We start from the raw sequence: 19,111 nt of genomic DNA, 5'->3' as shown, positions 1-19,111 counted from the left end.
GGGTCAGGAATTTGGCCGGGGCGTTGCCTGATGGAACAGCATCTGCCAGCGCCCCTCGCGGTGGCGCCACAGCGAGCTGCGCCAGGCACTCGAGGCCGGGCGCTCGCCGGCTGCGGCGTTATGGCACAGATAGGTGGCCTGGGCCAGATCGGGGCCCAGGCACTGCACGGCGAACGCGCTGATGTGCCGTTCGATGAAGGCCTGCTGCGGCAGGTCGGCCAGCACCTGGGCCTTGTCCCAGCGCCCACCGCTGGCGCCGAACTCAAGGAATTCATCGGCCAGCAAGGCCTCCAGCGCCTGGCGGTCGGCCCGCACTTCGGCCTGTTGCAGTTGGCGCTCGAGCAACAAAAGGTGTTCGGACAATGCCATGTTCACTCCTGAGGTGGCGGCAGATCACTGGCGCACTCTAGCATCCGTGCCCCTCAGGCCGGACCACGGCGGGCGGCTTGCACCAAGCAACAGCCCCGGGCTCTGGTTAGGCTTGCACAGCCCCGCCAGGACCGATGCCCCCCACAAGAACGCCCCGCCGCGTGCCGTTCAAGGTGCCGGCCGGGGCGCTGCGGCTGAGGCTGATGGCCCCGCGGCTCCCAGCTCTGGCCAAGGTCGGCAAATTGCGGGTTCTTGGCGGCAACGTCCAGGCGCTTGAAGCGCTATGCCTGCCTCTCTTTGCCTGGGGGGCACAACCCACGCGGCCAAAGATCCCGACACGTACCAGAACCCGTTGCACCCCTGGGGGCAGGCCATGGCCAACACGGCCCTCAGGCGTAGTCAACTCTCCCGGTGTCTTTGGCCCGGCCGCTCCGTGATAGGGCAATTCAGGACTGGTGCTCAGCGCAGAACCAGCGATACTGCGCTGCAGCATGAGGGGCCGGGCAGCGACCCGCCGTTCACTCAACCACTAAACAGGCCTGGGCCATGAGCACTCGACAAACCACCGCCGGCGACATCCTGCTGATCCCTATCAGCGAGGGCTTCAGGCCGGCGAAGGTGCTGTACGTTTCACAACGCTACAAGGACACGATCCTGCTGGGCCTGTACGCCACCCGCGTCACCATCCAGCAGTTGCCCAACGAGCTTGCAGACAGTTTTGCACTGCGGCTCTACACCTCGAAGGCGCCGGTGCAAAGGCAGCGCTGGCACTGGGTCGGCCATGAGGCACTGCGAGAATCGCAAACCGGACTCGACCTGAGAGTTGTGGCTGGCGAGCTCTGGCAAGGTGATCAGCATCTTGGCACGGCATCGCCAGAGCAACGCCGGGGCTTGCCCGAAATGCTGGTAATGGGTGCGGCGCTCGTCGAGAAAAAAGCCGCGGCCATCCTTTAACCCGGTGCTGCGCGGTACAGCAAGCAGACGCCCGACAAAATGCCCCCCATGCCCAGGCATCCGCGAAGCCGTTGTACAGCCGCGCCAACCGACCCGCAGGATGCATGGGCCTGGAGGTGCGCCGCTGCACTGCAGCGCCCGTGACCACCACCGAGCAGCGCCAAGCACCAGGCAAAAAAAAGCCGCCCTTGCGGGCGGCTATCAACCTGTCTCGCTTCAAAAGCCCAGGGTAAGGCTCAAGGTCATGGCATGGTCCTTGGTTTCCTTCGACAGTTGCCCCGAGTAGCCGATGCCCAATTTGCCGGCCGGGCTGATCTGGTAATCCACACCGGCCTCCAGCAAGGCGCTGTCCTTGGCGATCGGCACGCCCTGGGTGGTGAACGCCGTGCCGCCATCGATGAAGCTCAGGTCGGCATCGGGCTTGGTATCACCGTAGGCATGGCGCCAACCCACCGCCAGCCGCGGGGTCAGCTGCTGGCCGTTACCCAGGGTGATGCGCTTGCCGGCACGCAAGCCGACCGTGGAGAAGGTCACGTCCTGGCTGGACTTGGCCTCCAGCGCCGCAGCCCTGCCCTTCTCCTTGCCGGTGTCGCTGTCGTAGTTGACATAGGCCAGGCCCACGAACGGTTCCAGGGCAATGCCGCCGGCGTCCAGGGCATAACCCACTTCACCGAAGACCTGGGCACTGCGGGCGTTATAGTCGGCTTTCAGGCGGTCGTTGTAGCTGCCGACACTGACGTTGCGCTTGGTCTCGATCTTGTGCCAGCTGTAGGCCGCCCCCAGACGCACCGCCAGGGCGTCGTACTGGGAATTGACATAGGCCGCCAGGTGCGTGGTGTTGACCGTGGCATCGGACTGGCGCTGGCTGGCGCTCAGGTCGCTGCGGGTGTAGCCGACCGCTGCACCGGCACGCCAGGTTTCATCGAGCTGACGATCACTGCCCAGGATGAACCCGGAGAGGTTGCGATCGAGCTTGGCGGTGTTGCTGTTGCCGTCCATTTCGCCCCAGGTGCCGAGCACCCGCATCCAGCCGACCATCTCGCCCTGGCAACCGCCACTGCTCAGGCGGTTTTCACTGCCGGCCAGGGCCTGCCGTGGATCGTCCTGGGCAGCGCAGGCCGGTTGCCGCATGCGGTCATTGAGGGCATCGCGCACATAGCGTGAGTCTTCCAGCAAGGCGCTGACGGTACTGGCGTGGATTTCACCCGACAGGCTGTCGAAGGCACTTTGCGCTCCAGCGCGGTCGAGCCCCAGGATCTGGTTGTTGAGCTGGTCTGCCGGATCGTCGTCGTCACCGGAATAGGCCGCCAGGGCAGCCGCCACCGCACGCTGGTTGCCGGTCTGGGCAACGTCGGTGAAGCCGGTCTGGTTGCGGCTGACATTCAGGTCCACCTGATTGGCGCCATACACCAGCGAGGTATTGAGGAACACCAGTTGCGGCAGGTTGCTGCCGGCGAAGGTGCCGGTGATACCGCCCGCGGCGTTGATCAGCGAATAGCTGGTGGTGCCGCTGGACGGCGTCAGGCCATTGATCTGCAGGTTGCCCCCCAGGCTGGCGGTGCCGCCCACTTGCAGCACCGGGCCGCTGGCCGAGGTCGGTGTCAGTTGCAGGGTGCCGTTGCTGGCGTTGCTGAAGTTGCCGGCGACGCTCAGCTTGCCGGTCGGACCACCGGACACCACCAGGCCGCTGTTGCTCAAGGAACCGACACTGCCGTTACCCTGCAGCGTGGCGCCGTTGCTGACCGTGACTTGCCCGGCCAGGGAGGCCGGGGCATCGCCGAGTTGCAAGGTGCCCTGCTCCACCGCCAGCGTGCCACTGAAAGGCTGGCTGCCATTGATCAGCAGCAGGCCGGCGCCTTGCTTGATCACGGTGCCGGTGCCGCTGAGCACCCCGTTCAGCACGCCGTTGGTGTTTTGCAGGAACAGCATCCGGGCATTGACCAGCATCCGTCCTTGCAGGCTGGTGGTGTTGCCCGCCAGGGTGCCGCCACTGACGGTGGTACCGCCGCTGTAGGTATTGGCGCCGGTCAGCAGCAAGAGGCCAGCATCGGTTTTCTCGATGCCGCCGCTGCCCACCAGCGGTGCATCGATCTGAGTGCTGACCCCGGCATTGATCCGCACCTTGGCCAGGCTGCCATCAGGTGCATTGGTCGGGGTCAGGCTGCCATTGCTGCCGGCGACAAAGCTGTAGCCGCTGTCCAGTACCTGCAGGCCGGTAAAGTTCTGGTTGCCAGCCACCGTGACCGTGCCACCCTGCCCGCCAAAGATTGCGAACTGATTGCCCGCGCCCTGGCTCTGGGTGCCGGTGGGGTCGGTCCAGTTGGTGCCCGGCCCCCAGGTCCCGCTGCCGCCGGTGATGCTGCCATCGGCAGTTGTCTTGCCGCCGTTCCAGAATTGCACCTGCCCCGCCGCCCCCTGCACCAGCAGGTTGACCTGGTTGGCCAGCGCCGTCTGCAGGCTGAGGGAGGCCGGCAGCACACCGCCGGGCAGCGTGCCGTAGCTCAAGCCGTTATCGGTGAGATGGCCGCCATAGCGGAACAGCTGGTAGACACCAACGCCAAAGCCACCGGCGTCGGTGATGTTCAGGCTGCCGTCCAGGGTCAGGTCGCCGGCGACATTGACCACGGTGGTGGAGCCGGAGGGCTGGCCCAGGGTGAAGTCCAGGAGGCTGCCGGAGGACAGCGCCAGGGAGCCCAGCGACAACGGCGTGGCACCGCCGCCGGCCTTGAGAGTGGCGCCATTGGCCAGGCTCAGGGCACCGCCGATCTGGCCGCTGCCGCCAACGCTGGCACCACTGGCCACCTGCACGCTGGCGCTGGCCAGGGACCCATTGACCAGCAACGAACCGGCCTGGACCTGGGTATTGCCGACAAAACCATTGTTGCCCGTGAGCAGCAGGCTGCCGTTGCCGCTCTTGATCAGCGCACCATTGCCGCTGAGGCTGCCGGCGTAGGTGCCATCGCTGGCTTGCTGGAAGGTCAGCGAGGCGTTGTTGAGGATCGAGCCTTGCAGGCTGCTGCTGTCGCCCAGGGTGGTGCCGCCGTTCAGGGTGGTGCCGCCGCTGTAGCTGTTGGCGCCACTGAGCAACAGGTCGCCCGTGCCATTTTTCACCAGGCTGCCGTTGCCGCTGATGACGCCTCCCAGGCTCAGGTTCTGAGTGCCGGCCAGGGTCAGTTGGGCCCCCAGGTTGATGGCATTGGCCAATTGCAAGGCCACAGGGCTGTCCAGCTGGGCATTGCCGGTCACCGCCAGGGCCCCGCTGCCCAGGGCCGCGTTGTTGCCCAGGATCAATTGCCCGGCGTTGAGCTGGGTCCCGCCTTGGTAGCTATTGACGCCATTGAGGGTCAGGCTGGCGGCGCCATGCTTGATCAGGCTACCGCTGCCGCTGACCACGCCGCCCAGGGTCAGGGCATTGGAGCCGGCAACGGTCAATACGCCGTTGAGCACGCTGGCGTTGCCCAGGGTCACAGCGCTGTTGCTGTCCAGGGTGGTGCCCTGGGCGGCGGTCAGCACACCGCTGCCCAGGGCGCTGTTATTGCCCACCACCAGGGTGCCGCCATTGAGCGCGGTGCCGCCGCTGTAGCCATTGACGCCGTTGAGCACCAGGGTGCCGCTATCGAGCTTGGCCAGGGTGCCGCTGCCATTGAGTGCCACGCCCAGGCTGGCGGTGACGTTCGGGTCGACTCGCACGGCGGTATTGCCGGTGCCGCCATTGACCAGGTTCAACTGCCCGGCACTGCCGCCGACCAGGGAATAGCCATCGCTGACGAACTGCATGCCCGTCAGGTTCTGGGTGCCATCCACGGTAACGGTCCCGGCTGTCCCCTGGAACACTGCAAAACTGCTGCTCCAGGACTGATTGGTGGTGCCGTTGGCGGATGTCCAGTTGCTGCCGGCGCTGTTCCAGGTGCCCGCGCCGCCATCGATCGCCCCGTTGGCCACGGTTTGCGCCCCATCCCAGAACTGCACCGTGGTGTTGGGTGCGGTCACCAGCAGGTTGACCTGGCTGCCCACTGCGGTCTGCACCTGCAGGTTCCCCGGCACCACGCTGCCGGGCACGCTGCCGATCACCAGGCCATGGTCGGTCAGGGCACCGGTGTAGTTGATCAGCCGATAGACGCCACTGCCGAAGCCACCGATGTCGCTGACATTCAGGGTGCCATCGAGGGTCAGGTTGCCGCCGACATTCACCAGGGCATTGCCGCCGCCCGTCACCGGCGTGCCGAGGCCGGCATCCAGGTTCGAGTTGGCGCCGAGCACCAGCGAGCCCACCGACAAGGTGTTGCCGGAACTCAGGGCCAGGTGGCCGCCGTCGGCCACGGTCACCGCACCGGTGAGGCTACCGGTGCCGGTCAGGGTGGCGCCGCTGTTGACCGCGACCGAGGTGCTGGCCAGGGTTCCGGAGACGTTGAGGGTCCCGCCGTTGACGCTGGTGGCACCGCTCAGGCCATTGCTGCCGCTGAGGTTGAGGCTGCCGCTGCCGGCCTTGCTCAACTGGCCGCTGCCATTGAGGCTGCCGGCGAAGCTGCTGTCGAGATTGTTGCCGCCCAGAGTCAGGGTATTGCCGGCGAGCACTTGCACCGTGCCGCTGCCACTGAGGCCACCCAGGCTGCTGGAGCCACCCAGGTTGAGACTGGTGCCGGCCCCCAGATTGACCGTCGTGTTATTGCCCAGGGCGCCCGTCCCCAGCGTGTTGAGGCTGCCGCCCACCAGGTTGAACAGGCCATTGAAGCTGTTGTTGCCGGTCAGGGTCAGCGCACTGTTGCCGTGCTTGTTCAGGGTGCCGCTGCCGGCCAGCACCCCGCCCAGGGTCAGGTCGTTGTTCCCGGCCAGGGTCAAGCCGGCGTTGAGGTTCAGGTTGTTGTTCAGGGCCAGGGCGCTGCTGTTGTCCAGCGTTGCGGCACCGGCCACGGTCAACGCGCCAGTGCCCAGGGCCGCGCCGTTGCCCAGGGTCAGGGTGCCGGCATTCAGGGTGGTGCCGCCCTGGTAGCTGTTGACGCCATTGAGACTCAGGTTGGCAGCACCGTTCTTGACCAGAGCACCGGCACCACTGACCACGCCCCCCAGGCTCAGGTCGTTACTGCCAGGTAGGGTCAGGCTGGCGTTGAGCAGCAGCGCGTTGCTCAGGGTGAGCGCGGTGTTGCTGTCCAGGTTCGAGGCGCCGCCCACAGCCAGGGCGCCGCTGCCCAGGGCCGTGGCGTTGCCCAGGGTCAGGGTTCCGGCATTCAGCACGGTGCCGCCGCTGTAGCCATTGCCACCGTTGAGGGTCAGGTTGGCCGCGCCGTTCTTCACCAGGCTACCGGCGCCATTGACCGCGCCATTCAAGGTCAGGTCGGCGCTGCCGCCCACTGCCAGGCTGCCGGCCAGGTTCAGCGTGTTGCCCAGGCTGACGGCGCTGCTGGCATCCAGCTGGGTGCCGCCTGCAGCGTTGAGCGCACCGCCGCCCAAGGCCGTGTTGCTGGCCAGGATCAGCCCACCGGCATTCAGCGCAGTCGGTCCCAGGTAGCTGTTGTTGCCGCCCAGGGTCAGGCTCGCCGCGCCGTTCTTGAGCAGGCCGCCAGCACCGCTGAGCACACCGCTCAGGGTCAAGGCCTGGGAGCCGCCGATCGTCAGGTTGCCGCCCAGGTTCAGGGCATTGCCGAGATTGACCGCGCTGTTGCTGTCCAGGGTGGTGCCGGCGGCGGCGGTCAAGGCCCCCGTGCCCAGGGCGCTGTTGTTGCCGACCACCAGGGTGCCGCCATTGAGCAGGGTGCCGCCGCTGTAGGTATTGGCACCGTTGAGCACCAGGGTGCCGGTGTCGAGCTTGGCCAGGGTGCCGCTGCCGTGGATGCCGACTCCCAGGGTGGCGGTGACGTTCGGGTCGACCCGGATCGCCGTGTTGCCGCCCGTGCCATTGACGGCGTTCAGCGCACCGGCGGCGCCGGCCACCAGGTTGTAGCCGTCCGTGAGGAACTGCATGCCGGTGAAGCTTTGGTCGCCCGCCACGGTCACGGTGCCCGCAGTCCCCTGGAACACCGCAAAGTCATTGGCCCAGGCCTGGTTCAGGGTGCCGTTGACCGAAGTCCAGTTGCTGCCCCCTGCGTTCCAGGTGCCGCTACCACCGTCCACCACGCCGTTGGCCACGGTCTGGCTGCCGTCCCAGAAACGGATGTTGGCATTGGGCGCCGAGACCAGAATGTTGACCTGATTGGCGACACCGGCCTGCACCACCAGATCACCGAGGTTGTAGCCCACCGGCACGCTGGCGATATTCAGGCCCGGACCGGAAAGGCTGCCGGTGTAGTTGATCAGGCGATACACACCGACGCCGAAACCGCCGGCATCGGTGACATTGAGCTGGCCGTTGAGGGTCAGGTTGCCGCCCACGTTCAACAGCGAAGTGGTGGAAGGCGCTCCCAGGTTGGCATCCAGGTTGGCACCGCTGGCCAGCGCCAGGGCATCCATGGACAGGGTGCTGCCGGAGTTCAGGGCCAGGTGGCCGCCGCTGGCGATGTTCACCGCCCCCAGCAGCGAGCCGCTGCCGGTCAGGGTGGCGCCGCTGTTGACGGTGACGTTGGCGCTGCCCAGGGAGCCGCCGACATTCAAGGTGCCTCCGCTGACCAGGGTGTCGCCGGTCAGATCGTTGATTCCGCTCAGGCTCAGGATGCCGCTGCCCTGCTTGGTCAATTGGCCACTGCCATTGATATTGCCGCCAAAAGTGCTGCTGGTATTGCTGCCGCCGACACTCAGGGTCGCACCGGGGCTGAGTTGCAGCGAGCCGGTGCCGGACAGTCCCGCCAGGCTGTCACTGGCCCCCAGGTTGAGGCTCGCACCGCTACCGATGTTGGCCCCCGAGCTGTTGCCCAAGGCGCCACTGGCCAGGGTGCTGACACTGCCGGCAAGGATATTCAAGGTGCCGCTGAAACTGTTGTTGCCCAACAGGGCCAGGTTGCTCAAGCCGTTCTTGACCAGGCCACCGCTGCCACTGATGCCCCCGGCAAGCACCAGGTCGTTGTTGCCGGCCAGGCTCAGGTTCGCGTTGAGCACCAGGTTGTTGGCCAGACTCAAGGGCATGCTGTTGTCCAGGGTTGCCGCGCCGCCCACCGTCAGGATGCCGGAGCCCAGGGCACCGCTGCTGCCCAGGGTCAGGCTGCCGGCATTCAGGGTGGTGCCGCCCTGGTAGCTGTTGTTGCCGTTGAGGGCTAGGTTCGCCCCGCCATTCTTGATCAAGGCCGCGCTGCCGCTGATGCCGCCATTGAGGGTCAGGTCATTGCTGCCGGCCACGCTCAAGGCACCATTGAGTATCAGGCTGTTGTTCAGGCCGATGCTGGCACTGCTGTCCAGGTTCGCGGCGCCGCCCACCGTCAGGGCACCACTGCCCAGGGCCGAGCCATTGCCCAGGGTCAGGGTCCCGGCATTCAGGGTGGTGCCGCCCTGGTAGGTGTTGAGACCGTTGAGGGTCAGATTGGCTGCGCCATTCTTGATCAGGCTGCCCGCGCCACTGACCAGGCCGCCAAGCCCCAGGTCGGAAGTACCGCCGACCGTCACCCCGCCCGCCAGGGTCACCTGGTTGGTCAGGGTCAGCGCAGTGTTGGCGTCCAGCGCGGTGCCGGCTGCCGCATTGAGGATGCCGTTGCCCAGAGCGCTGGCATTGCCCAGCACCAGCTTGCCGGCATTGAGCGCGGTATTGCCCAGGTAGCCGTTGGCGCCATTGAGCACCAGGTCGGCGTTGCCGTTCTTGATCAGGCCTCCGGCGCCATTGATCAATCCACCCAGGGTCAGGGCATTGCTGCCGCCAAGGGTCAGGTTGCCCAGCAGGTTGACGTTGTTGCCCAGGCTGGCCGTGGTGCTGGCATCCAGTGTGGTGCCGGCGGAGGCGTTCAGGACGCCGGTGCCCAGTGCTGTGTTGGAGCCGACAATCAGCGAACCGCCGGTCAATGAGGTGGTGCCCTGATAGCTGTTGTTGCCGTTGAGGGTCAGGCTCGAGGTTCCCGTCTTGATCAAGCCTGCGGTGCCCCCGATCACCCCGCCCAGGGTCAAGGCGTTGCTGCCTCCCACCGTCAGGTTGGCGTTGAGGTTGACGGCGTTGTTCAGGGCCAGGGCGCTGCTGTTGTTCAACACGGCGGTGCCGGCCACGGTCAGCGCGCCGGTGCCCAGGGCCGAGCCGTTGCCCAGGGTCAGGCTGCCGGCATTGAGCAGGGTGCCCCCCTGGTAGGTGTTGCTGCCATTGAGGGTGAGGCCGGCCGCGCCATTCTTGATCAGGCCGTTGGGGCCACTGATGACGCCGTCCAGGGTCAAGGGGTTGAGGCCGTCCAGGGTCAGGTCGGCGTTGAGCACGATGTCGTTGAGCAGGTCCAGGCTGGCGCTTGACGCCAGGTGTCCGGCGCCGGCCACGGTCAACGCACCAGAGCCCAGGGCGGCATTGTTGCCCAGGGTCAGGGTGCCGCCGTTCAGGGTGGTCCCGGCCTGGAAGGTATTGGCCCCGTTGAGGACCAGGTTGGCCGCACCGTTCTTGGTCAGGCCGCCATTGCCCCCGACGACCCCGGCCAGGGTCAGGTTGGCACTGCCGCCGATGTTCAGGTTGCCGGCCAGGTTCAGGCTGTTGCCCAGGGTCACTGCAGAGCTGGCGTCGAGGCTGGTGTTGGCAGCCGCATTCAGGCTCCCCAGGCCCAGGGCCGAATTGCTGCCCACCACCAGTGAACCGCTGTTGAGCGCGGTGTTGCCCAGGTAACCGTTGTTACCGGACAGGGTCAGGCTGGCAGCGCCGTTCTTCACCAGCCCGCCGGCACCGTTGAGGGCCCCGGCCAGGGTCAGCGCCTGACTGCCACCCAGGGTCAGGTTGGCCGCCATGTTCACGGCATTGGCCAGGGTCACCGCCGTGGTGCTGTCCAGGGTAACGCCGGCCGCAGTGTCCAGGCTTCCGGTGCCCAGCGCGGTGTTGCTGCCCAGCAGCAGGGAGCCGCCATTGAGCGAGGTGGCGCCCTGGTAGGTGTTGTTGCCGCTGAGGGTCAAGCTGCCAGCACCACTCTTGTTCAACCCTCCCGTCCCCGACAGGACTCCACCCAGGCTCAGCGCGTTGCTACCGAGCAGGTTCAGGTTGGCGTTCAGCGTCAGATTGTTGCTCAGGTTCACCGCGGCACTGGTGTCCAGGCTGGAGCTGCCAGTGACCGTCAGGTTGCCGGTGCCCAGCGCCAAACCGTTGCCGAGCACCAGGCTCCCGGCAGCCAGGGTGGTGGCGCCGGTGTAAGCGCTGTTGATGCCATTGAGGGTCAGGCTGCCGGTGCCTGCCTTGGTGATTGCGCCGGCGCCGCCGACCGTGCCCGACAGCGTCAGCGCACCGGTGCCCGTCGTGCTCAGGCTGTTGTTGAGCGTGAAGTTGTTGGCCAGGTTGACCGTGCCCGGGGTCGAAATTGTGCCCGCGCCGCCGACGATCACGTTGCCAGTCCCCAGGGCCAGGTTGTTGCCCACCTGCAGCGAGCCGGCATTGAGCTGGGTAGTGCCACTGTAGGTGTTGGCGCCGTTGAGGGTCAGTTGTCCGCTGCCGGCTTTGGTCAGACCACCCGTGCCGGAGATCACGCCGCCCAGGGTGGTGCTGTTGCTGCCTTGCAACGTCAAGCCGCCATTGCCCAGGCTGACCAGATTGCTGAGGGTCAGGCCGGCGATGCTGGCCTGGAGTATCCCGCCGTTGGAGGTCAGCACCCCGCTGCCGAACGCAGCGCTGTTGTTGTACTGCGCCACGCCGCCGTTGAGGGTGGTACTGCCGCTGACCAGCGGCCCCTGCAGGGTCCAGGTGCCGCTGTTGAGAGTCAGGTTGTTGAAGTTGATGTAGTTGGCGCTGGAGGCACTGCCCGCGCCGGAAGTACCGCCCCCAACCCCGAGGTTGTTCTGCAGCACCAGGGTATTGGAGCCGGCGGCGCCACCGTCGATCTGCCCAGTGGGGGCAAAGGTCAGGTCGATGCCCAGCAGGCCGCCCAGGCTGATGCCCACCCCACCGCCACTCAGCACCGAGGAACCGGTGACGGCGGTGAAGGTGTTGGTGCTCGCGGCCCCCATGGAGACACCACCGGTGATCGAGCCGGTGTTGGTGAAACGGTTGCCACCGGTGGCAGATTGGAAAGCCACCCGGCCCACCAGGGAGCCGTTGTTGGTCATGTTGACCTGGGACCCGCCATGCACCGCCACCACCGGGGCGTCGGCACCCAGCAGGGTCAGCCCCAGCAGGGACGATGAACCGATGGAGCCGTTGTTGACAATGGTGGTGACGCCCCCCGCAGCGTTGTTGACGTTGAGCGCCATGCCGTTGAGGGTGGCCAGGTCCAGGCCGAGAATTCCCGCGGTGCCGTTCATGGTTCCGGTGGCGGTGTTGTTGATGTTCACATTGCCCGCCGCACCATTGCCGATCACCGCGCCGTTGCTCAACAGCGTCACCACCCCCAGCAGCGAAGGGTCGATGGTGCCGGAGTTGTTCAAGGTAATGTTGTTGCCAGTGAGGTTGATCGCCGTACCACCGAGCAACGAGTTGAAGGTCGCACCGTTGCTGACGGTGACCGTGAGGTTATCGGCAGTACTGGAAAACGCATTGGTCAACAGCGACGTGGCGTTGCCACTGCAGGTGACCAGGTCCCCCGTGGTCGGCGTGGCCGGTGTGCAGGCTGCCATGGCTGTCGGGCTGAGCAGCCCCCACACCAGCCCGGCAAGGCCCAGGCGAATCGCCATGGAGAGGGGAGAAAGAGGGGCAACATCATCCTTGAACTGACCTTTTTCCACGCTCAACTCCTTGATCGGTCAGGCTTCTCATCCGTGAACCGCTGCGCGAGCTGAAGGTGTCATCCGTTTCAAGGGCGCAGGGACGTAAAAACCTGACAGTAGTGAAATCTCCTGAGGACGAAACCTAGACGAAGCGCGCAACCTCGCCTGGTTTTCGGCGCCGTCAAATAGCATTAATACTTTGGTTGAAAATGTCGGATTAAACGTTTAACCAAGATAAATATTGGTTATTTTTCAATTAGTTAGAAAAACCGCTTATCTCAAATACGATTGTATCCACAAGATTCAAAACCTCCTTCTGCGGCGTTCTGGACGGGTAAATCCTGACCGTTTCATCAACCTTTCCCCTGCCCTTTTCGCCAGCACTTCTGCCGGCCGCCAGAACCGCCGCCGTGGCGCTGTCACTCAACCTTGCGTTGAAGTTGGTATGGCATATGCAAACGTTTGCGTGCAGCCTGTTCACCTGTGTTCGCCACTTTTCTCTGGCGTACCCATGACAGGGACTTCATCTCGCACGAACAAGGACTTTCCATGCCCAGCAACACCCGACACCTGGCGGCCCCCTCGCCGTCACTTGTTTCCCTGCTCCTGGCCGGCGTTACAGGACTACTCAGTTGCACCACCCTGGCCCAGCCCCCCAACGCCGATGAGTCAGCCCAGGGCGAAAGCCTCAGCGCCGATGTGAAGTCGGCCAAGCCCGGCGCCTACCTCTCCGACTGGTACAACCAGGACCTGATGCTGATCGGCAGCAAGGACATCAGCTTCGGTCCACGCCCGGCCGACGATATCTACCTGGAGTACGAATACTTCGGGCGCAAGGGGCCGTTCGAGCTGTACGGCTACATCGACCTGCCGAAGATCCTCGACATCGGCAACAGCCACGACAAGGGCATCTGGGACCATGGCTCGCCGCTGTTCATGGAGCACGAACCACGGATCTCCATCGACTACCTGGCCGGCCGCAGCCTGGCCGTCGGCCCGATCAAGGAGTGGTACCTGGCCTTCGACTGGATCTACGACCACGGCAGCCGCACCGCCAACCGCGCTAATACCCTGTACAGCGGTCTGGGCACCGACATCGACACCCATTCGCGGGTCAACCTGTCGGCCAACTTCTACGGCCGCTACCAGTGGGAAAACTACGGCGCCAGCAACGAGTATTCCTGGGATGGCTACCGCGCCCAGCTGAAGTACATCGTGCCCATCGACCGTTTCAGCAACGGCGCGTCGCTGACCTACATCGGCTTCACCAACTTCGATTTCGGTTCCGACCTGCACAAGGACAACCCGGCACGCACCGCCAATGCCACGGTGGCCACCAACGTGCTGCTGTATTCCTTCACCCACCTGCGTTTCACCCTGGTAGGCCGCTACTTTCACAACGGCGGCAATTGGGAGGACGGCAGTGTGCTGAACTTCGGCGACGGCGAATTCCGCGCACGCTCCAATGGCTGGGGCTATTACGCCGGGGTTGGGTATCAGTTTTAACAGCAGCGGCAAGCTGCAAGTGGCAAGCGGTGATGAGTTGCAATCTGGGTCTGGCAGGATAAACGCCAAACAACGGCAGTCATGGAGGTGTTATGCGGGGAATTTCGTGGATGGTGGGGCTCGGGCTCGGCGGGGTGCTGGCCAGCGGGGGGGGGCCGCCGAGGCGCCGATCAAGCCCAAGGTGGTACTGATCAGCATGTTTGCGCCGGAGGCGCAGCACTGGATCGAGCGGCTGGAGTTGAAGCGCGAGATCAGGGTGCCGGGGCTGGCGGCGCAGTACCCGAACATTCGTTGCAATGACCAGGATGTGTGCCTGTTGACCACGGGCATGGGCCAGACCAATGCCGCGGCGTCGACTCTGGCCCTGGCCCTGTCGCCCAAGTTCGATTTGCGCCAGAGCTATTTCCTGATCGCCGGGATCGCCGGCATCAGCCCGCACCAGGGCACCATCGGCACCGCCGCCTGGGCCCATTACCTGGTGGAGTTCGGCACTCAGTGGGAGCTGGATTCACGGGACGCGCCCAAGGACTGGCCGACCGGCTACCTGGGGATCAACACCCAGGGGCCGAACCAGAAACCGCCCCTGGACTACAAGACCGAGGTCTTCGAGCTCAATCCGAAGCTCCAGGCCAAGGCCTTTGCCCTGAGCCACAAGGTGGCCTTGAGCGAGAGCAAGGAGTCAGCTGCCTGGCGCTTGAAATACCCCTATGCGCCGGCCAACCAGCCACCGGTGGTGACCCGCTGCGACACCCTGGCGGGCAACACCTGGTTCTCCGGCACCCGCCTGAGTGAACGGGCCGAGGTCTGGACCCGGCTGCTGACCGATGGCAAGGGCCTGTACTGCACCACCCAGCAGGAAGACAACTCCACCTACGAAGCGCTACTGCGGGCCAGCCGCGAAGGCCTGGTGGATATCCAGCGCCTGGCGGTGGTGCGCGCCGGCTCGGACTTCGATCGCCCGGCACCGGGCGCCAGTGAAGTCGACAACCTGCTGAAATACGCCGACCAGGGCGGCTTCGCCCCGGCCCTGGAGAACCTGTACCGGGCCGGCAATCCGCTGGTCCAGGACATCCTCAAGCACTGGTCGACCTGGGAAAAAGGTGTGCCCGAGAGCTGATTGCTCTCCCGGGAGCGGCCAGGTGCGGCCGGGCGGCGTTCCGCTTGCCGGTGATGGAGGTCCCAGGGGCCTCTTCGCCAGCAAGCTGGCTCCTACACAAAGCACACAGCGCACGCCTCCCCCGTAGGAGCCGGCTTGCCGGCGAAAGCGATCTCAAGGCCTCCTTCGCCAGCAAGCTGGCTCCTACACAAAGCACACAGCACACGCCTCCCCCGTAGGAGCCGGCTTGCCGGCGAAGGCGATCTCAAGGCCTCCTTCGCCAGCAAGCTGGCTCCTACACAAAGCACACAGCGCACGCCTCCCCCCGTAGGAGCCGGCTTGCCGGCGAAGACGATCTCAAGGCCTCCTTCGCCAGCAAGCTGGCTCCTACACAAAGCACACAGCGCACGCCTCCCCCGTAGGAGCCGGCTTGCCGGCGAAGGCGATCTCAAGGCCTCCTTCGCCGGCAAGCTGGCGCCTGCGCAGGGATGGCCGCTACGTTCAGGGGATGAGGATGATTTTTTCGCCGCGCCCCTGGTTCACTTCGGCATAACGCTCCAGCCCCCGCTCCAGCGGCGACTCGACCAGGCCTTCCGGCAGCGGCAGCAGGCCTTCATCGAAATAGCGGCCGAACTGCTCCAGCATCGCCGCGCAGGCCTCGACGCCATACAGCAGCGAGTTGATCCCCACCACCGAGCCGCCCTTGCGATACAGGGCCAGGGCCGGCAGTTGCACATGGCCGTCCAGGGGGGCGGCGATGATCGCGATGCGGCCAAAGGTGGCCAGGGCCGGCACCGCGGCGGGCAGCCAGAACCCGGTGGTGTCGAAGATCACCTCGGCACCGCCGGCATACACCTGGTTGACCTGTTCGGCCAAGGTTTCCGGCTGCTCCAGCAACAGTGCGTGATACCCCTGGGACTGCAGGTCCCGCACTTGTTCCGGGCGCCGTGCTGCCGCCAGTACCTGGGCCCCACGCACCTTGGCCAGGGCCAGGGCCGCCGTGGCTACTGCGCCGCCACCGATCACCATCAGGCGGGTGCCACTGGCTACGCCGCTGCGCTCCAGGGCATCCCAGGCGGTGGTGTAGGGCACGCCGAGGCTGGCGGCCTGGGCAAAGCTCAGGTGCGTGGGTTTGCGGGCCACGCCCTTGGCCGCCAGGACCACGTACTGGGCGTGGCTGCCATCGGCGAAAAAGCCCAGCTCCTTGCCGGTGCCCCAGACTGCCTGGCCCAGCAGTTCGGCTGGCCCCTGCTCCACCACCCCGGCGAAATCCCGTCCGGGAATCCGTGGCACGGTGGTGTAGGGAAAACGCCCGAGAACGTTCTTCACATCACTGGGGTTGAGGCCGGCGGCCTTGATCCGTACCAGGACCTGATCGGCCCCCGGCACCGGGGTCGGCACCTCCACCCATTGCAGGGAAGCGAGGTCGCCAGTGGTGGAAAATTGCAGTGCTTGCATGATCGGTTCCATCGGATAGAAGTGAGGGTTCAAGACCACCACTGGGCCAGCAGGTGCCGCCCCAGGGGCCACAGTTGTTCACCGCCGAGCATGCCCAGAAGTCCCACCAGGGCAATCGCCGGTGGCGCCGGCGAGCGCACCTGCAAGGCGCCGTAGAGCAGCCCGACCAGCAGGCCGACCGCCAGGGAAATCAGGTAGTTCATGTTGCACTCCGGAAACGTTGGGGGCATGCCGACCAGGGCGCCGACCTCGGGGCCCGGCCCTTGCCGAACCCAGCCACACAGTGGCCAGCGATTCGGGGCCCGGGTGATCCGCCGGGTTGGCCCTGGGCACCTCTTCGCGGCGCTGGCTGCCTGCGCCAACGGCGACAGCTGGCCCGAGGTGGCGTGGTGTCTGGAGCAAAGTCTAGGCAACAGGCGTCGCCGGCATCGGCCAAGTGCTTCGGGATTTCGGCCAAATGCAGCGCAGAAGGCTCAGGCCTGAGGTTCGCCGGCGGCGTAATGGGAGGGTGCCACCCCCAGTTCGCGGCGGAACATGTCACTGAAACTGCTGGGGGAATAACCCAGCTCACGGGCGATGCGACTCACCGGCACGCCCTGGATCAGCTCGGCCGCGGCCATGGCCAACTGCACCTGGCGTCGCCAATCGGCGAAACCCAGGCCCAGTCGCTCCTTGAACAGCCGCGCCAGGGTGCGCACGCTGGCCCCCGCCGCGTCGGCATGCTGCTCGAAGCTGATGCCCACCGAAGGCGCGGCCATCACCGCCTGGCACAGGTTGACCAGGCGTCGGTCGGAGGTGTCCGGCAAAGCGATCTTCAGCTGCGTGCGCCGGGCCCGGCGCAACTCCAGCAGGGCCAGGCCCACCAGGGCTTCGTAATAGTCCGGCTGCCGGGCTTCGGGGTCATCCACCAGGCGCAGGATCAGCTCACGCAGCAGGCTGTCCACCTGCAGCACCTGGACACTGGAATCCAGGGTCGCCGCCAGGGAGGGGCGCAGGTAGATATTGCGCATCTGCAGGTCGCTGACCACACGAATTCCATGCCTCACTCCCGGCGGCAGCCACACCGCCCGCTGCGGCGGCACCACCAGCGCCTCATGGGGCGTCTCGACCCACATCACTCCGCTCATGGCATAGAGCAACTGGCCCCAGGCGTGCTCGTGGGGTTCGATGAACAGGCCTCGCGGGTAGGTGCGGGCCAAAGGCTGCACGGGGATCGCGGTGTCGCTCAGGTCGGGGGGTGCGGCTAGGGCCATGGCAAGGTCGCGGCGGGTCGGCGGGCGCCCATGGTAACCAGGCCCGGCAGCCGTCGCCAGCCTCTGCCCGGCGCGGCGTAGCACCCGAGCCCAGGGCGGCCATCAATAGAAGCAGCGCTTCGGCCCGGGCCCTCACAGCGTCATGACCGTCGGTGCCACGGCCCGGCAATTTGAATGAATTTTTCCGCGCCGGGGGAATCATTGAAAGATCACAGGGAGGAATAACGGTTCTATGAACAACGCAAAACTTTTCGTCATCGAATACACCCTTCACGGCGCCCCCAAGTCTTTCATCATCCGTCAGGAGAAGATGGACAATGCCGAGGCCTGGCACTGGGCCAGTTGCGACGCGGGGGTCGGGCGCATCGGGCGCTTTGGCCGGGAACAGGTGAAGAAGACCAGCAAACCCATGGCGGAGAAATTCGGCATCGAAAACGTCACCTGGCGGCCTTCGGTCTAGCCGAGGCGGGCGGGCGGACGGAGCCGCCCGCCCTCGCCGTTCAGCCGTGGGCGCCCTTGGCGCATTTGCAGCCCTCGGTGGAGGCGCAAGGTTCGCCATGGGCGTGATGGTCGGCGCACGCCTGGCAGCAGTAGTGCTTGCCGTGGCGGACGATGGAATGGGCACCCAGCTTGCAGGTACAAGCCGGACAGGCGCAGGTTTCATTGGACATGGCATGGCTCCTTTTCCAGGGGGCTCGAGGGTCGGCGCCTGGCAGCGACCCCACCACGACGCGCCCCGAGTCTTCACAGGTTAGGCCAGCCCCTCCTCCAGCCCCGGCGCAGGCGACTGATGGTCGCAAACGCCCTACGGGCAGCTGCGCCCTCTCAGTCCCAGCCTTGCAGGCGCAAGGTCGCCCGGACCAGCCTCTGCTCCTCGTCCTCGATGTCCTTGAGGTTCTGTGCAATGCCCTGGATATGCGCCACCGCGGCCTTGCGCGCCTGCTCCGGCAGGCGCCCGGTGACCGCGTTGTACAGCCGCGCATGCTGGCGGTCGATCTGGCGCTTGGGCGCCGGGCGGTGGTAGAGATTGTTGACCGAGGCCAACACCGAATTGAGCAGCAGGTCGGTCAGCGAGCCCAGGGTCTGCACCAGCACCGGGTTGTGCGAGGCCTCGCAGATGGCCAGGTGGAAGGCATGGTCCAGGCGCGCCAGGGCGGCCGGTTCCAGGGCCTGGGCCTGGGCATCGAGCAGCGCCTGGTAGCTGCGGCCGATCAGCACGAAATCCGCCTCGGTGCCCCGCAGCGCCGCCAGCCGTGCCGACTCGCCCTCCAGCAGGCTGCGCACCTCCAGCAGGTCGTAGAGGGTGCGCGGCTGGGAGCGGAACAGGTGCATCAGCGGCGAGCCCGCAGCCGGCGCCGTCAGTTGCGCCACCTGGGACCCGCGGCCCTGCACGGTGTCGATGATGCCCCGGGCGCGCAACAGCTTCAGGCCCTCGCGCAGGGCAGTGCGCGACACCCCGAGCTTTACGGTCAGGCGCCGCTCCGAGGGCAGCAACTGACCGGTCTTGAACACCCCGTCGACGATCAGCCGCTCGATCCTGGCGCAGACCACGTCTGCCACCTGGGGCCGGCGGGGCGCTGGCTGGTCCTGCATGATCCCTCCCACTGGTATGACCAGTTATCTTGCTGCAATCCAGGGCATTCAACAGGCTATGCAACGCACTGATAAATAGCTGATTTTCGGAAAGCCTGGGCAGTCGATAAAAAACAAAGTGGTTCGACCACCGCCGGCACACATGGACACTAAG

10 protein-coding genes and 1 pseudogene are annotated in these 19,111 nt (G+C 65.9%); 4 read left to right on the top strand and 7 right to left on the bottom strand.

Features of this window, described 5'->3' with window-relative positions; translation table 11 throughout:
* Positions 1-3 precede the first annotated feature (3 nt).
* The gene (locus ACZ5BO_RS13570; RefSeq protein ID WP_464700367.1) at positions 4-369 is read right to left on the bottom strand and encodes a nuclear transport factor 2 family protein; all 366 of its coding nucleotides are present in this window, start codon (positions 367-369) and stop codon (positions 4-6) included.
* Between the two features lie 546 nt (positions 370-915).
* Here ACZ5BO_RS13570 and ACZ5BO_RS13565 point away from each other — a divergent pair.
* Positions 916-1,323: a hypothetical protein gene (locus tag ACZ5BO_RS13565; RefSeq protein WP_025130696.1), complete on the top strand. Its 408-nt coding sequence runs from the start codon at positions 916-918 to the stop codon at positions 1,321-1,323.
* Positions 1,324-1,539: 216 nt separating this feature from the next.
* On the opposite strand, the gene ACZ5BO_RS13560 is transcribed toward ACZ5BO_RS13565, so the two are convergent.
* On the bottom strand, positions 1,540-12,018 hold the full coding sequence (locus tag ACZ5BO_RS13560; protein ID WP_464701256.1) for an autotransporter-associated beta strand repeat-containing protein: 10,479 nt from the start codon (positions 12,016-12,018) through the stop codon (positions 1,540-1,542).
* A 582-nt stretch (positions 12,019-12,600) separates the two neighbouring features.
* Here ACZ5BO_RS13560 and ACZ5BO_RS13555 point away from each other — a divergent pair.
* Both ACZ5BO_RS13555 and ACZ5BO_RS13550 read left to right on the top strand, forming a co-directional pair.
* The gene (locus ACZ5BO_RS13555) at positions 12,601-13,557 is read left to right on the top strand and encodes a nucleoside-specific channel-forming protein Tsx (protein ID WP_464700364.1); all 957 of its coding nucleotides are present in this window, start codon (positions 12,601-12,603) and stop codon (positions 13,555-13,557) included.
* 110 nt (positions 13,558-13,667) lie between these two features.
* Positions 13,668-14,674, top strand: a pseudogene (locus tag ACZ5BO_RS13550) (purine-nucleoside phosphorylase).
* A gap of 480 nt (positions 14,675-15,154) precedes the next feature.
* Here the strand turns inward: ACZ5BO_RS13550 and ACZ5BO_RS13545 are convergent.
* The 3 genes from ACZ5BO_RS13545 to ACZ5BO_RS13535 all read right to left on the bottom strand — a co-directional run bounded on the left by ACZ5BO_RS13545 (position 15,155) and on the right by ACZ5BO_RS13535 (position 17,364).
* A complete protein-coding gene (locus ACZ5BO_RS13545) occupies positions 15,155-16,111 on the bottom strand; it encodes a quinone oxidoreductase family protein (protein WP_025130692.1) in 957 nt (318 codons plus the stop codon).
* Positions 16,112-16,140: 29 nt separating this feature from the next.
* A complete protein-coding gene (locus tag ACZ5BO_RS13540; protein ID WP_081818704.1) occupies positions 16,141-16,314 on the bottom strand; it encodes a DUF1427 family protein in 174 nt (57 codons plus the stop codon).
* A 270-nt stretch (positions 16,315-16,584) separates the two neighbouring features.
* Positions 16,585-17,364 carry an AraC family transcriptional regulator gene (locus tag ACZ5BO_RS13535; protein ID WP_464700361.1) on the bottom strand — a complete coding sequence of 260 codons (780 nt, stop codon included), beginning with the start codon at positions 17,362-17,364 and terminating at the stop codon, positions 16,585-16,587.
* Between the two features lie 232 nt (positions 17,365-17,596).
* Between ACZ5BO_RS13535 and ACZ5BO_RS13530 the strand changes: the two genes are divergently transcribed.
* Positions 17,597-17,824 carry a DUF6555 family protein gene (locus ACZ5BO_RS13530; RefSeq protein ID WP_025130690.1) on the top strand — a complete coding sequence of 76 codons (228 nt, stop codon included), beginning with the start codon at positions 17,597-17,599 and terminating at the stop codon, positions 17,822-17,824.
* Between the two features lie 40 nt (positions 17,825-17,864).
* Here the strand turns inward: ACZ5BO_RS13530 and ACZ5BO_RS13525 are convergent, their stop codons facing one another.
* Together ACZ5BO_RS13525 and glcC are read right to left on the bottom strand one after the other, a co-directional pair.
* Positions 17,865-18,035, bottom strand: a complete 171-nt coding sequence (locus tag ACZ5BO_RS13525; protein ID WP_025130689.1) for a metallothionein — start codon at positions 18,033-18,035, stop codon at positions 17,865-17,867.
* A gap of 154 nt (positions 18,036-18,189) precedes the next feature.
* Positions 18,190-18,957, bottom strand: coding sequence for a transcriptional regulator GlcC (glcC, locus tag ACZ5BO_RS13520; RefSeq protein WP_025130688.1), 768 nt, complete (start codon positions 18,955-18,957; stop codon positions 18,190-18,192).
* Positions 18,958-19,111 lie beyond the last annotated feature (154 nt).

The organism is Pseudomonas sp. FFPRI_1, assembly GCF_055384485.1.
The sequence above is the reverse complement of the archived record's forward strand: the minus strand, read 5'-3'. Positions and strand labels throughout refer to the sequence as shown.